Genomic DNA, 14305 nt, shown 5'->3' on the forward strand with positions numbered 1-14305 from the left:
GGGGCCGTTGCGGAATTTTCCTTCAATTCAGCCCGAGGGTATTGAAACTTCTGTGCGGGACTGGGTTGACTGACGTCCATGCGTACCCGCAGTCGATCCGCCCGCCTCCCCGGCGTCCTGCTGCTGACGCCGCTGCTCGCCCTGGCCGGCGCCGTCCCGGCGACCGCCGGGCCACCGGCCGACGCCGGCACCGCCGTCGAGGACGCGCCCCGCGCGTCGTCGTACCCGGCCGCCTCGGTCGCGCTGGCCCCCGCCGGCGTCGAGCCCGCCGGCGGCCTGGAGACCGGGAAGACCACCCGGCCGGTCGCCCCCGGCCTCGACCTCACGTCCTTCGACCGCTACGACGCCGCTGGCTGGCTGCGCGCCGACGCGCTCACCGCCGACCTCACCGGCGGGCTGACCGTTGACTACGTCAACTCCGGCGCGGTGTCCCGGGCCGAGCCGCTGCGCGGGGCGGTGGACCACTCCCGGGCCGTCGCCGCGGTCAACGGCGACTTCTTCGACATCAACAACTCCGGGGCGGCCCAGGGCGTCGGCATCCGCGACGGCGAGCTGATCCAGTCGCCGGTCGCCGGGCACACCAACGCGGCCGCGATCACCGCCGACGGGCTCGGCCGGGTGATCCAGGTGAACTTCGACGGCACCGCCACGCTGCCCGCCGGCCCGGTGCTGTTGACCCAGTTCAACAACATGATCCAGGCGAACGGGACCGGCGTGTTCACCCCGCTCTGGGGGTCGTACCCCCGGCAGCGGGCGGTCGCCGGGGCGAGCCGCGTGACCGAGGTGGTCGTCCGCGACGGCCGGGTCGCCACGGTGACCGGCGCGGCTGGCGAGGGCCCGATCCCGGCCGGGACCACCGTCCTGCTCGGCCGGGAGGCCGGGGCGGACGCGCTGGCCGCGCTCCGCCCGGGTGACCCGGTCGACCTCGCCTGGAAGCCCAAGCCGTCGGACGGCAGTACGCTGCACGCCGCCGTCGGCGGCGGCAACGTGCTGGTCCGCGACGGGGTGGTGCAGGCCATCACCGACCCGACGCTGGCGCCGCGCACGTCGGTGGGCTTCTCCGCGGACGGCCGGAGGATGATTCTGCTCACCGTGGACGGACGCCAGGTGGACAGCCGGGGCGTCACGCAGACCGAGATGGGCCGGATGATGGCCGAGCTCGGCGCCCACCACGCGCTCAACCTGGACGGTGGCGGATCGTCCACCCTGCTCGCCCGGGAGCCCGGTGCGGCCGCGGTGCAGGTGGAGAACAGCCCCTCCGACGGCAGCGAGCGGGCGGTGCCGAACGGGCTGGCCATCTACGCCCCGCGGGGCAGCGGCCGGCTCACCGGGTACTGGCTGGAGACCGCGAGTGACCCCACCGCCGCGCCCGGCGTCGCGCCGGTGCGGGGCGGCCGGCCGGACCGGGTCTTCCCCGGACTCACCCGCCGGCTCACCGCCGCCGGCCACGACGAGACGTACGGCCCGGCCGAGGGGGCGCCGCACTGGCGGGCCAACCCGGCCGTACGGGGGACGGTGGCCGACGGGCTCTTCCGGGCCGGCGCCCCCGGCCGCAGCACCGTCACCGCCTGGCGGGACGGGGCCAGCGGCACCCTCGACCTCACCGTCCTCGGCCCGCTGGCCCGGGTGGACTCCACGGTGGACCGGCTGGGGCTGAACCGGTCCGGCGACACCGGGCTGTTCGGGGCGGTCGGCTTCGACGCGGAGGGGAACACCGCGCCGATCGAGCCCGCCGACCTGACCCTGGAGTACGACCGCGACCTGCTCGAGGTCACCCCGACCGCCGACGGCAACCTGTCGGTGACGGCGCGCGGCGACAGCGGCTCCGCCCTGGTCACCGTCCGGGTCGGCGCGCGCACGACCGTCCTGCCGGTCACCGTCGGACTGACCGACGTGCCGGTGGCCGGCTTCGACGACGCCGCGTCCTGGACGTTCAGCCAGGCCCGGGCGAGCGGCGCGGTCGCGCCCGCGCCCGGCCGCACCGGCACCGGGCTGAGGATGACGTACGACTTCAGCCAGTCGACCGGCACCCGGGCCGCGTACGCGAACCCGCCGGCCTGGATCGAGGTGCCCGGCCAGCCGCAGGCGTTCGGCATGTGGATCCACGGCAACGGCACCGGCGAGTGGCCCAGCCTGCACCTGCACGACGCGCAGGACACCCAGCACGTGCTGCGCGGACCGCTGGTCACCTGGAAGGGCTGGCGGTACGTCGAGTTCGCGGTGCCGGCCGGGGTGCAGTACCCGCTGCGGGTCCGCCGGTTCTACGTGGCGGAGACCAACCCGGCCGCCCAGTACACCAGCGAGATCGTCATTGACGACCTGGTGGCGAAGGTGCCGCCGACGGTGGACGCGCCGGCCGAGGCCCCCCGCACCGACCGGCTGGTGCTGCGCGACGGCACGGTGGACGGTGCGCCCTGGCGCTTCGCGGTCATGTCCGACGCCCAGTTCGTCGCCGCCGACCCGGACAGCGACCTGGTCGCCCAGGCCCGCCGTACGCTGCGCGAGGTGAAGGCGGCGAAGCCGGACTTCCTGGTGATCGACGGTGACTTCGTGGACACCGCGTACCCGGCCGACTTCGCACTGGCGAAGCGGATCCTCGACGAGGAACTCGGCGGCGAGCTGCCGTACCACTACGTGCCGGGCAACCACGAGATCATGGGCGCCCCGATCGACAACTTCCGGGCCGTCTTCGGCGACACCTCCCGGGTCTTCGACCACGCGGGGACCCGGTTCGTCACGCTCAACAGCTCCACCGGGTCGCTGCGCGGTGGCGGCTTCGACCAGGTGAAGCTGCTGCGGGAGGCGCTCGACTCGGCCGCGACCGACGACGCCGTCGGTTCGGTGGTCGTGCTGCACCACCACCCGCCGCGCGACCCGAGCCCGGCCAAGGCGAGCCAGCTCGCCGACCGGAAGGAGGCCGCCCTGCTGGAGCAGTGGCTGGCCGACTTCCAGCACCGCACCGGCAAGGGGGCGCTCTTCGTCGGCGGGCACGTCGGCACCTTCCACGCCGACCGGGTGGACGGCGTGCCGTACGTGATCAACGGCAACGCGGGCAAGAACCCGTCCACCCCACCGCAGCTCGGCGGCTTCACCGGCTGGACCGAGTTCGGCGTCGACCCGGTGACCCCGGCCGAGGCGGACCGGGCCCGGCGTGACCCGCTGGCCGAGGGCCCGCGCTGGGTGTCCGCGGAGGTCCACGCTCATCTGGACCGGCTGACCCTGACCGCCCCGCCCAGCGTCGCGCTGGGCGCGCCGGCCCCGGTGACCGCGACGCTGACCCAGCCGGGTGGTCGTACCGTGCCGGTGGCGGCGCCGGTCAGCGCGGACTGGACCGGCTCGCCGAGCCTGCACATCGGGTCCGCCGCCGGCGTCCGGCCCTGGCACGTGGCCCGCTTCGACCCGGCGACCGGTGAGCTGACCGCGCTGCGGCCCGGCGCGTCGGTGATCCTGGCGGTGACCGTCAACGGCGTCCGCGCCGAGGCGACGGTCGCGCTGACGGCGGCGGAGACACCTGGAGAAGCGCCCGCCGCATGACCGGCAGGGGGTCCCGGGTCGACTTCCCGTGTCCCGGGACCCTCGCCTCAGAAGTCGCCGTCGGCGACCTGGAAGACGGTCAGTCCGAGCGAACGCCACATCCGGACCACCTGTGCCCGATCGTCGAAGACCCCGACCACCCGGTAGCGGTCGCGTACCTCCCGCTCGTAGATCTCCTGCTTCACCACCGCGTCCTTCCGGGAGTCACCCACCGCGCGCAGGTGCAGGGCCAGGTACGGCACCCGGACGTGCCGGGCCAGCCAGGCCACCGTGGCCGCCCGGGCCGAGGCGTCCCGGCCGGAGCAGAAGACCACGCCGTACCCGGCGGCGTGCATCGCCCGGACCGCCGCGATCACCGCCTCGTTGGGGTGGTCCTCGCCGACCCGGGTCATGTCGTACGGGCTGCGGGAGACGTTCAGCGCGACGGTGCCGTCGATGTCCACCAGCACGATCTCCGGCGGAGCGGCCGGCGCCACCTCCACCCGGGCGGGCCGGCCGGTGCGGGCCGTCGGTACCGGCAGCGGGAGCGGCCGGCCGGCCAGGTAGCGCTCGTGCAGCCGGCGGATCGCCGCCTCGCCGACCCGGTCCGCCTCGGCCCGTGCGGCGTCCCGGCGCAGGCACTCTTCCAGCGGTACGTCGGTGAAGTCGTGCACCTCGAAGTCCGCGTCGTACCGGGCGGCCAGGTCGGCCCACTCCCGCAGGGTGCGGGACCGCAGGTTGGTGTCGTCCACGCAGACGCTCACCCTGGCCCGCAGCAGCGCCTCCACCTGGGCCCGCTGGGCGAGCGTCACCTGGTACTCGGCCCGCTGGGTGAAGAGTCGCTCGCCGTGCAGCATCCGGCGCAGGTCGTCCCGGTTGACCCGGACCACGGCCGGCTGGAGCGTGCGGGCGAAGGTGGTCTTGCCGGAGGCGGGCAGCCCACGGGTGGCGATCAGCCGGGGCATCCCGCCCACCCCGCGCGGCTCAGGGACGAATCGGGCACGGTCCCACCGTAGCCGGGGCCGGGGAATGCTGGTCGGGACCGGCGGGAATGCGGAAAGGGAGGCGGATGTTTCCACTGCCGGACCGATAGTGTGGCCCGCCCGCCGGGTCGGCTCACGCCCATGGCACACTGGTCAATCGGCCACCGGTTCCGGTTCACGCCCGAGTCCGTCACGCACCAGGTGACGGGGAGATCAGCGGCGACCCGGCGACCATCGACGAAAGGACCGAGGCGACATGAAGCAGAACATCCACCCGGAGTACGTGACCACCGAGGTCTCCTGCTCCTGCGGCAACACCTTCCAGACCCGGAGCACCGCCAAGGGCGGCGCCATCCACGCCGAGACCTGCAGCGCCTGCCACCCGTTCTACACCGGCAAGCAGCGCGTCCTCGACACCGCTGGCCGGGTCGCCAAGTTCCAGCAGAAGTACGCCAAGGTTCAGGCGAAGAAGGCCAAGTAGCTCCACCGACGACGCCCGTGTCCGGCTTTCGCCGGGCGCGGGCGTCTGTCCGTTCCGCCCACTTTTCTGCCCGGACGTCGTCGAAGGAGCATCTCCCGCATGAGCAGCGAGCGTCTGGCCGCCCTCCTCGACGAGTACGCCGAGCTGGAGAAGCGGCTGGCCGACCCGGCCATCCACGCCGACCAGGGCACCGCCCGTCGGGTGGGCCGCCGGTACGCCGAACTGGTCCCGCTGTACAAGGCGGCCGGCGAACTGGAGCAGGCCCGGGCCGACCTGACCGCGGCCCGCGAGCTCGCCGCCGAGGACCCGGCCTTCGCCGCCGAGGCGGATTCGATCGCGGCCAGCCTGCCGGTGCTGGAGGAGCGCCTCGCCGAGCTGCTGATCCCGCGCGACCCGCACGACGCCAAGGACGTGATCATCGAGATCAAGGCCGGCGAGGGCGGCGAGGAGTCGGCGCTCTTCGCCGGCGACCTGCTGCGGATGTACACCCGGTACGCCGAGCGGCACGGCTGGCTCACCGAGGTTATCGACGCGCAGGACTCCGACCTGGGCGGGGTCAAGGACGTGTCGCTGGCGATCAAGACCAAGGGCGTCCCCGACGGCGGCAACGGCGTCTGGTCGCGGCTGAAGTGGGAGGGCGGCGTGCACCGGGTGCAGCGCGTCCCGGTCACCGAGTCGCAGGGACGCATCCACACCAGCGCGGCCGGCGTGCTGGTGCTGCCCGAGGCCGAGGACGTCGACGTCACCATCGAGCCGAACGACCTGCGGATCGACGTGTTCCGCTCGTCCGGGCCGGGCGGCCAGTCGGTGAACACCACCGACTCGGCGGTCCGGATCACCCACCTGCCGACCGGCGTGGTGGTCTCCTGCCAGAACGAGAAGTCCCAGCTGCAGAACCGTGAGCAGGCGATGCGCATCCTGCGGGCCCGGCTGCTGGCGGCGGCCCAGGAGCAGGCCGACGCGGCCGCCTCGGACGCCCGCAAGGCGCAGGTGCGCACGGTGGACCGCTCGGAGCGGATCCGCACCTACAACTTCCCGCAGAACCGGATCACCGACCACCGGATCGGCTACACGGCGTACAACCTGGACCTGGCGCTCGCCGGTGACCTGGACGGCGTCCTCGACGCCCTCGCCGAGGCCGACCGCGCGGCCCGCCTCGCCGGCGACACCGAACTCACCCGCCGCTGACCCCCCCACCCCGTGGTCGGGGCCGTGCACTGTCCCGGAAAGAGCGGCCATTCCGCGCCGGATGGGCACTCTATTCCATGCAAGAGGGGCCAGGGGAGTGTGGGGCGGGGCCCCGGTCAGGAGGCGCGCGGCTGGGTCTTGGCCCGGAGCATCTCCCGGTCGGCGATCTCGAAGGCGGTGCCGAGCGCGTCGCGCAGCGAGCCACCCGCGCCGTCCACCTCGGCGAAGCCGATGCTGACCCCGACCGGGGTGCCTGGCACCAGCGACTCCCAGTCCTCGGTGCGGACCGCCGCGTCGATCCGCCGGGCCACCTCGGCGGCCTCGGCCATCCCGGCGCCGGCGAGCACCACCACGAACTCGTCCCCGCCGTAGCGGGCCACGAAGTCACCCCGGCGCATCACCCGGTTGATCACGCCGGCGATCCGTTGCAGCACCAGGTCGCCGGAGTGGTGGCCGTGCCGGGTGTTGACCGCCTTGAAGCCGTCCAGGTCGCAGACGCCGATCACCACCCGCTCGCCGCGGGACACCACCGAACCGATGTAGCGCTCCAGCCGGCGCCGGTTGGGCAGGCCGGTCAGCGGGTCGGTCAGCGCCTCGCCCTCGTACCGGGCGGCCTCCCGGCGCACCTCCTCGTGGTCGATCCGGGCCGCGATCCCGTCGATGTAGACGTCCCGCAACCGGTCGTTGCGCTGCGCGGCGAGCCGGAACGCCACCCGGTCGGCCCGGTGTGCCGCCGCGTGGTCGCCGGCCCGGGCGAAGGCGATGCTGCGCAGCCGGGCCGGCTCGGCCGCGCCCAGCGTCTCGTTGGAGACCCGGCTGGTGTCCAGCCGGGCGACCGCCTCGATCGGCCGCCCGTCGGCGACGGCCAGGCACACCTGCCCGAGCTGACGCATCTCCCGGGCCCGGACGCTGTCCTCGCCGTGGTTGAGCAGCCGCACCGGATCTGTCTCGGTGTCGGTCTCCACCCGGTCGCCGAGCGCGGCGCGGCGGGCCGCCGCATAGCCGTACGCGGCCAGGCTGCTCGGGCGGATCCGGTCGGTCCGGCCGTCCCGGACGAAGCGGGCCAGGTCGGCGGCGATGTCGCGGAGCACCCGCAGGCAGCCGTCGCTGTCGCCGTTGTGGTCCAGGGCGACCGCGTTGCGCAGCCGGATGCCCGGCGCGGCGAAGACCTCCTCGGGGATGCCGGCGGCCAGGCCGAGTTGCCGAGCCCGCTCGATCGCGCCGAGCGCGTAACCGTGGAAGCTGAGGTAGGAGTAGGCCATCGCCAGGTCGTGCCAGCCCCAGGCGGTGTCCCGGTCCCGGTCCTCCGCCGCGCCCAGCGCCCGGGCCGCCCGGACCAGGTGGGTGACGCAGCGGTCCAGCGCGCCCTGGTGGTGCGCGGCCAGCCCGGCCAGCGCGTTGAGGTGCCCGTGCAGGTACGGCTCGGGCAGGTCCCGGACGGCGGTGGAGGCGTCCTCGATGGCCCGGGTGAACTCGGCCGTCCGACCGAGATTGATCAGCGCGCAGAGCCGCTGCACCAGCGCGTCGGCCCGGGTGTACGGGTCGGAGGTGGTGCGCAGCACCCGGTCGAGGACGGTGACCGCCTCCGCCGAGCGGCTCGCCTCCTGCAGGTCACGGGCGTGCGTGAGGGCATCCACCTGGTCGTCGACCCGGTCGAGCCACCCCACCTCGAACCCTCCCTGTCGGTGTGCGTCCGGACGCACCCGCTCGTGATGTGATCCCGCGACGCTTCATGATTATGTCGTGACCTCCGTGCCGCGCCACCCGTCCGAAGGGACAGAACGCGAACGGCCCTCGCTGGCCGTGGCGCGGGCGGCCCGTACCCTCGCCGCGGCCGGGGTGGAGTCCGCCCGGGTCGAGGCGGAGCTGCTCGCCGCGTACGTGCTCGACGTCCCCCGGGGCCGGCTGGCGCTGGCCGACGGGTTCACCGCCGCCCAGCGCGACCGGTACGACGCGCTGGTCGCTCGCCGGGCCGCCCGGGAGCCGTTGCAGCACCTCACCGGCGCTGCCGGGTTCCGGCACCTGGAGCTGGCGGTCGGGCCGGGGGTCTTCGTGCCCCGGCCGGAGACCGAGCTGCTCGCCGGGTGGGGCATCGCCCGGGCCCGTACCCGCCCCGCGCCAGTGGTGGTCGACCTGTGCAGCGGGTCGGGGGCGATCGCGCTGGCGGTCGCCCAGGAGGTGCCGACGGCCCGGGTGGTCGCGGTGGAGCGGTCCCCGGCCGCGCTGGAGTGGCTGCGCCGCAACGCCGCCGACCGGGCCGCCGCCGGGGACCGGCCGGCGGAGGTGGTCGCCGCCGACGTGACCGACCCGGAGCTGCTGGCCGGCCTGGTGGGCGCGGTCGACGTCCTGCTGTGCAACCCGCCGTACGTGCCCCGCTCGGTGGTCGTACCTCCGGAGGTGGCCGGCCACGACCCGGACGAGGCGGTCTTCGGCGGGGCGGACGGGCTGGACGTGATCCGGCCGGTGCTGGCCCGGGCCGCGCAGCTGCTGCGCCCCGGCGGGGTGCTGGGCGTCGAGCACGACGACACGCACGCCACCGCGGTGCCCGCACTGCTCGCCGCCGACGGCCGGTACGAGGCGGTCGAGGAACACCGGGACCTGGCCGGCCGGCCCCGCTTCGTCACCGCGTCCCGCCGCGGGGACGGCCCACACGCCGACGGAGCCCCGGCGTGGCAGACTGGCTCCTCGTGATGCTCTACGACTGTCGGTCCCCGGCCGACCGGGACCGCGGCATCGCCGCGGCGATCGAGGCGGTCAAGAACGGCGAACTGGTCGTCCTGCCGACCGACACGGTCTACGGGATCGGCGCCGATGCCTTCACGCCGTACGCGGTGAAGGCGCTCGGGGATGCCAAGGGCGGCAGCCGGCAGGCGCCGCCGGTGCTGATCGGCTCCCGGCACACCCTCGACGGTCTGGTCTTCTCGCTGCCGCGCGCGGCCCGGGAGCTGGTCGAGGCGTTCTGGCCGGGGGCGCTGACCATCGTGGTGGAGCACTCGCCGAGCCTGTCCTGGGACCTGGGCGACGCCAGCGGCACGGTGGCGGTGCGGATGCCGCTGCACCCGGTGGCGCTGGAGGTGCTGCGGGAGACCGGCCCGATGGCGGTCGCCTCGGCCAACAAGGCCGGCCAGCCGGCCGCGTTGACCGCCGAGGAGGCGCGGGACCAGTTGGGCTACTCGGTCCGCGCCTACCTGGAGGCCGGGCCCTGCCCGGACCCGGTGCCGAGCACCATCGTCGACCTGACCGGGGAGGTGCCGCGGGTGTTGCGGCTCGGTGCGATCGGCCTGGACAAGCTCCGCGAGGTGGCGCCCGACATCCTCGACGAGCAGGGGGCCTGAGTGCCGCCCTTCACCGTCCTGCACGTCTGCATGGGCAACATCTGCCGGTCCCCGATGGCCGAGCGGCTGCTGGTGCTCGCGGTCCGGGAGCGACTGGGCCGACTCGGCGCGGACCCGGCCGGCTCGGACGAGCTGCTGCACAGCCACAGCGCCGGCACCGGCGGCTGGCACGCCGGTGAGGGGATGAACCCGCCGGCGGCCCGTCAGGTGCTCGCCCGGGGCGGCGACGTCGACGGGTTCGCCGCGCGCAAGCTCCGCTCGGATCTGATCGACGCCGCCGACCTGGTCCTCACCGCCACCGCCGACCAGCAGGAGTACGTGGTGGCGCTGCGTCCGGACGCCGCGTCCCGGACGTTCGTGCTGGGTGAGTTCGGCCGGCTGCTCGGCGTGCTGGACGCCGCCGCGCTGCCCCCGGCGCAGGCGACCCCGGACGTTGTCCACGCCCGCGGGGTGGCCCTGGTGGCGGCAGCCGACGCCGCCCGGGAGGGTGCCTCCCCGTTGCACTCCGACGACCTTGACGACCCGTGGGGCCGGGGCGACCAGTGCTTCCTCCGGGTCGCCGACGAGATCGAGGAGACGGTGCACCCGCTCACCGCGGCGCTGTTGCCCTGACCTCTCCCGGGTGACCCGGGCGGCGTGTCCCGCGGCGCGCGTGCTGTCCGGCTCGCGAGTTTCATCCGGATTCGGAGAAAAGCGAGGGATCGGGCGGTTTCCCGGGTCATGCTGAACGGGTCCTGACGGCTCCTGCGGGGAGAGCTGATGATCCGGGCCCATCTCGACAAGTTGCTGACCGTGTTGATCGCCGGAATGCTCGCCGGGCTGGTGCTGGCGGCCGCGGCCCTCCCGGTCGCCCTGGTGGTCGGAGCCGGGTTCGGCGCGCTCGCCGCCCCCTACTCGGAGCTGCCCAACAGCCTGCGGACGGCACCGACCGCCCAGCGGTCGAACCTGTACGCCAACGACGGCGTCACCCTGATCACCTCCTTCTACACCGAGGACCGGGTGGAGGTGCCGGTGGCGAAGGTGGCGCCGGTGATGCGGCAGGCCATCTTGGCCGCCGAGGACGCCCGGTTCTACCAGCACAAGGGGGTCGACGTCCGGGGCGTGGTGCGGGCCTTCACGGTCAACAAGCGGGACGGGCGGACCCGGCAGGGCGCCTCCACGCTGACCATGCAGTACGTGCGCAACGTGCTCAGAAACGATCCGCGGCTGACCAAGGAGCAGCGGCGGAGGGCCACCGAGATCAGCACCGCCCGCAAGCTCCAGGAGGTGCGGTACGCGCTGGCGCTGGAGCGGGAGCTGAACAAGGACGAGATCCTCGCCCGCTACCTCAACATCGCGTACTTCGGCGCCGGGGCGTACGGGATCGCCGCCGCCAGCAAGCGCTACTTCTCCACCTCGCCGGCGGAGCTGAGCCTGGCCCAGGCGGCCCTGCTGGCCGGGCTGGTCCGCTCGCCGGACACCGACGACCCGATCAACGGCGACGCCGACGCGGCGCTGGACCGCCGGGCGTACGTACTGGACCGGCTGGTCGAGCTCCAGCACGTCCCGGCCGCGGAGGCGGCGAAGGCGAAGGCCGCGCCGCTGACCCTGCGCCCGAGCGCGACCCCGAACGACTGCACCGCGGTGTCGGAGGAGCAGACCGACTGGGGCTTCTTCTGCGACTGGTTCACCCAGTGGTGGAGCGCCCAGCCTGCCTTCGGCGCCACCGCCGCCGAGCGGCAGGACAACCTGCGCCGGGGCGGTTTCCGGATCGTCTCCTCGCTGGACCCGGCCGTGCAGCGGGCCACCCTCCGGCAGGTGCTGGACATCTACGACACCGGCAACGCCCGGGCGGTGCCGACCGCGGTGGTCCAGCCGGGCACCGGCCGGGTGCTGGCGCTCGCGGTGAACCGCAACTACAGCGTCGCCGACAACCCGCCCGGCCAGAAGAACTACCCGAACACGGTCAACCAGCTCGTCGCCGGCGGCAACGGCATCGAGGGCTACCAGGCCGGATCGACGTTCAAGCTCTTCACCATGTTGGCCGCCCTGGAGTCCGGGCTGCCGCTGGAGACCCGCTTCGACTCCCCGAGCCGGATCCTGACCCGCTTCCCGGTTGACGAGGGCGGGGCCACCTGCGGCGGTCGCTGGTGCCCGGCGAACGCCAGCCCGGAGTGGATGGACGGCAACCGCACCATGTGGGACGCCTTCGGCCGCTCGGTGAACACGTACTTCGCCTGGCTGATCGAGCGGGTCGGGGCGGACCGGGTGGTGGAGATGGCGGAGCGGCTCGGCATCGCGTTCCGCGCCGAGGACGACGCCCAACTGGCCCGCCACGGCGCGCGAAACTGGGGCGCCTTCACCCTGGGGGTCTCCTCAACCACCCCGCTGGACCTGGCCAACGCGTACGCCACGGTGGCCGCCGAGGGAACCTGGTGCGCTCCGCTCCCGGTCATGTCGATCACCGACAGCGCCGGCCGGGAGGTGGCCGCCGGTCGCCCGGACTGCCGGCAGGTGATCGACACCGACGTGGCCCGGGCGGCGGCGGACGCGGCCCGCTGCCCGGTCGGCGACCAGTCGATGTACCGCCGCTGCGACGGCGGTACGGCCGAGCGGCTCCGCCCGATGGTGGGCCGACCGGTGGCCGGCAAGACCGGCAGTTCGGAGCGGAACGAGACCGAGTCGGTGGTGGCCTTCACCCCGCAGCTCGCGATCGCCCAGATCGCCGCCAACCCGGACGCCCCCCGGGACGCGGTCGGCGCCGCGGTCCAGTCCCGCATGGTCGACGCCGTCGGCCGACTCCTGATCACCGCCCTCCACGGCCAACCGGTCCGCGACTTCGTCCCCCCGAGCGAGGCGGTGGCCCACCGCGTCACCGGCGCCCGCGACGGCAACTGACCCGGGGCGGGGCGCGGGTCGCCCAGGGCACGTCACGCAGCCGGCCGGCCTTGCGGGCCAGGCAGCGCACCTGGTGTCACTCCGCCAGGAGTTGGGGCGCGAGCCGCCCGCCGAGGTAACCGGTGGCTCCGGTGACGAGGCATCTCACGGCTTCCAGTGTGCGGCCGCCTAGACTCCTTCGCTGTGGAGAACGCGAGGGACACCTTCTGGGGACCGGACTTCCAGCAGCTCAGCGCCGTCGATCCGGAGATCGCCGGGGTGGTGCTCGGCGAGCTGGATCGGCTGCGCGGCGGCCTGCAGCTGATCGCCAGCGAGAACCTCACCTCCCCGGCGGTGCTCGCGGCGCTCGGCTCGACCCTGACCAACAAGTACGCCGAGGGCTACCCGGGCCGGCGCTACTACGGCGGCTGCGCCGAGGTGGACCGGGCCGAGGAGATCGGCATCGCCCGGGCGAAGGAGCTCTTCGGCGCCGAGCACGCCAACCTCCAGCCGCACTCCGGCGCCAGCGCCAACCTGGCCGCGTACGCCGCCCTGGTCCAGCCGGGGGACACCGTGCTCGCGATGGACCTGCCGCACGGCGGGCACCTGACCCATGGCAGCCGGGTGAACTTCTCCGGCAAGTGGTTCCACACCGTCGGCTACACCGTCCGCCCGGACACCGAGCTGATCGACTACGACGAGGTGCGCGACCTCGCCCTGGCCCATCGGCCCAAGATGATCATCTGTGGCGCGACCGCCTACCCGCGGCTGATCGACTTCGCCCGGTTCCGGGAGATCGCCGACGAGGTCGGGGCGTACCTGATGGTGGACGCCGCGCACTTCATCGGGCTGGTCGCCGGCCGGGCGATCCCGTCGCCGGTGCCGTACGCCGACGTCGTCTGCTTCACCACCCACAAGGTGCTGCGCGGCCCGCGCGGCGGCATGATCCTCAGCCGGGAGTCGCTGGCCCAGCGGATCGACAAGGCGGTCTTCCCGTTCACCCAGGGCGGCCCGCTGATGCACGCCGTCGCGGCCAAGGCCGTCGCGCTGCGCGAGGCCGCGCAGCCCGAGTTCCGGGCGTACGCCTCGCAGGTGGTCAGCAACGCGCAGGCGCTCGCCGCCGGGCTGACCGACGAGGGGATGCGGCCGGTCTCCGGCGGCACCGACACCCACCTGGCCCTGATCGACCTGCGCGAGACCGGGGTGACCGGCACCGAGGCCGAGGCCCGCTGCGACGCCGCCGCCATCACCCTGAACAAGAACGCCATCCCGTACGACCCGCAGAAGCCGATGGTCGCCTCCGGTATCCGGGTGGGCACCCCGAGCGTCACCACCCAGGGCATGCGGGAGGGCGAGATGCGGCAGGTCGCCTCGCTGGTCGCCCGCGCGGTCCGCACCGATCCGGCCGCCCCCGGTGGCGCCGACACCCTCGCCGGGATCGCCGGTGAGGTCGCCGCGCTGGTCGCCGCCTTCCCGGCGTACCCCCGTGGCTGAGCCCGGGGGGCGCGCGCCGGAGCGGTCCGAGGACCGGCGCTGGCGGCTGCGCCACCTGCCGGTGCTGCTGGCCGCGTCGGTGGCGCTCGGCGCGGTGGCGGCGGTGGTCGGCGGGGTGACCGGCGGCGGCGACGCGGCCCTGGGCGCGGCTGCCGGGGTGGCCGTGACGGCGGTCAGCTACACGCTCACCACAGTGGTGCTGGCCTGGGCCGACGCGGTCAACCCGCAGCTGGTGCTCCCGTTCGGACTCGGCCTGTACGCCGCCAAGTTCACCCTCCTGGGTGTCGTGATGGTCGGCGTCGCGTCGACCGGCTGGGACGGCCTGATTCCGCTCTGTGTCGGCATCGCGGCCGGCGTCGCGGTCTGGACCGGGGTGCACATCTGGTGGCTGACCAGGGTGCACACCCGACAATGACCGTCCCAGCACCTGGGCGACGCGCGAAACTGTCCGTGAT

11 protein-coding genes and 1 pseudogene are annotated in these 14305 nt (G+C 74.2%); 9 read left to right on the plus strand and 3 right to left on the minus strand.

Annotation, left to right across the window (positions count from 1 at the left end; translation table 11 throughout):
* Positions 1-78: 78 nt before the first annotated feature.
* On the plus strand, positions 79-3534 hold the full coding sequence (locus ACLQ2U_RS24350) for a phosphodiester glycosidase family protein (protein WP_425753066.1): 3456 nt from the start codon (positions 79-81) through the stop codon (positions 3532-3534).
* Positions 3535-3581: 47 nt separating this feature from the next.
* Here ACLQ2U_RS24350 and ACLQ2U_RS24355 read toward each other — a convergent pair whose 3' ends face one another.
* Positions 3582-4478: an AAA family ATPase gene (locus ACLQ2U_RS24355; protein ID WP_425753067.1), complete on the minus strand. Its 897-nt coding sequence runs from the start codon at positions 4476-4478 to the stop codon at positions 3582-3584.
* Between the two features lie 274 nt (positions 4479-4752).
* Here ACLQ2U_RS24355 and rpmE point away from each other — a divergent pair, with 274 nt between their 5' ends.
* Both rpmE and prfA read left to right on the plus strand, forming a co-directional pair.
* Positions 4753-4977: a 50S ribosomal protein L31 gene (gene rpmE / locus ACLQ2U_RS24360; protein WP_425753068.1), complete on the plus strand. Its 225-nt coding sequence runs from the start codon at positions 4753-4755 to the stop codon at positions 4975-4977.
* 99 nt (positions 4978-5076) lie between these two features.
* Entirely contained in the window at positions 5077-6165 is a 1089-nt protein-coding gene (gene prfA, locus ACLQ2U_RS24365; RefSeq protein ID WP_425753069.1) for a peptide chain release factor 1, read from the plus strand.
* 116 nt (positions 6166-6281) lie between these two features.
* Here the strand turns inward: prfA and ACLQ2U_RS24370 are convergent, their stop codons facing one another.
* On the minus strand, positions 6282-7832 hold the full coding sequence (locus ACLQ2U_RS24370) for a GGDEF domain-containing protein (RefSeq protein WP_425753070.1): 1551 nt from the start codon (positions 7830-7832) through the stop codon (positions 6282-6284).
* Between the two features lie 76 nt (positions 7833-7908).
* Here ACLQ2U_RS24370 and prmC point away from each other — a divergent pair, with 76 nt between their 5' ends.
* The 4 genes from prmC (at position 7909) to ACLQ2U_RS24390 (ending at position 12377) form a co-directional block, all read left to right on the plus strand.
* A complete protein-coding gene (gene prmC, locus ACLQ2U_RS24375; RefSeq protein ID WP_425753072.1) occupies positions 7909-8856 on the plus strand; it encodes a peptide chain release factor N(5)-glutamine methyltransferase in 948 nt (315 codons plus the stop codon).
* A complete protein-coding gene (locus ACLQ2U_RS24380; protein ID WP_425753107.1) occupies positions 8856-9500 on the plus strand; it encodes an L-threonylcarbamoyladenylate synthase in 645 nt (214 codons plus the stop codon). Before prmC ends, ACLQ2U_RS24380 begins: the two co-directional genes overlap by 1 nt.
* Positions 9501-10112 carry a phosphotyrosine protein phosphatase gene (locus ACLQ2U_RS24385; RefSeq protein WP_425753073.1) on the plus strand — a complete coding sequence of 204 codons (612 nt, stop codon included), beginning with the start codon at positions 9501-9503 and terminating at the stop codon, positions 10110-10112.
* A 147-nt stretch (positions 10113-10259) separates the two neighbouring features.
* Entirely contained in the window at positions 10260-12377 is a 2118-nt protein-coding gene (locus ACLQ2U_RS24390; RefSeq protein ID WP_425753074.1) for a transglycosylase domain-containing protein, read from the plus strand.
* A gap of 10 nt (positions 12378-12387) precedes the next feature.
* Here the strand turns inward: ACLQ2U_RS24390 and ACLQ2U_RS24395 are convergent.
* A pseudogene (locus tag ACLQ2U_RS24395) lies at positions 12388-12525 on the minus strand (NAD-dependent epimerase/dehydratase family protein); the annotation flags it as partial.
* A 35-nt stretch (positions 12526-12560) separates the two neighbouring features.
* Between ACLQ2U_RS24395 and glyA the strand changes: the two are divergent.
* Positions 12561-13850, plus strand: coding sequence for a serine hydroxymethyltransferase (glyA, locus tag ACLQ2U_RS24400; protein WP_425753075.1), 1290 nt, complete (start codon positions 12561-12563; stop codon positions 13848-13850).
* A complete protein-coding gene (locus ACLQ2U_RS24405; RefSeq protein ID WP_425753076.1) occupies positions 13843-14265 on the plus strand; it encodes a hypothetical protein in 423 nt (140 codons plus the stop codon). Before glyA ends, ACLQ2U_RS24405 begins: the two co-directional genes overlap by 8 nt.
* Positions 14266-14305: the final 40 nt, after the last annotated feature.

This window comes from Micromonospora sp. DT47 (assembly GCF_049844475.1).
Lineage (GTDB): Bacteria > Actinomycetota > Actinomycetes > Mycobacteriales > Micromonosporaceae > Micromonospora.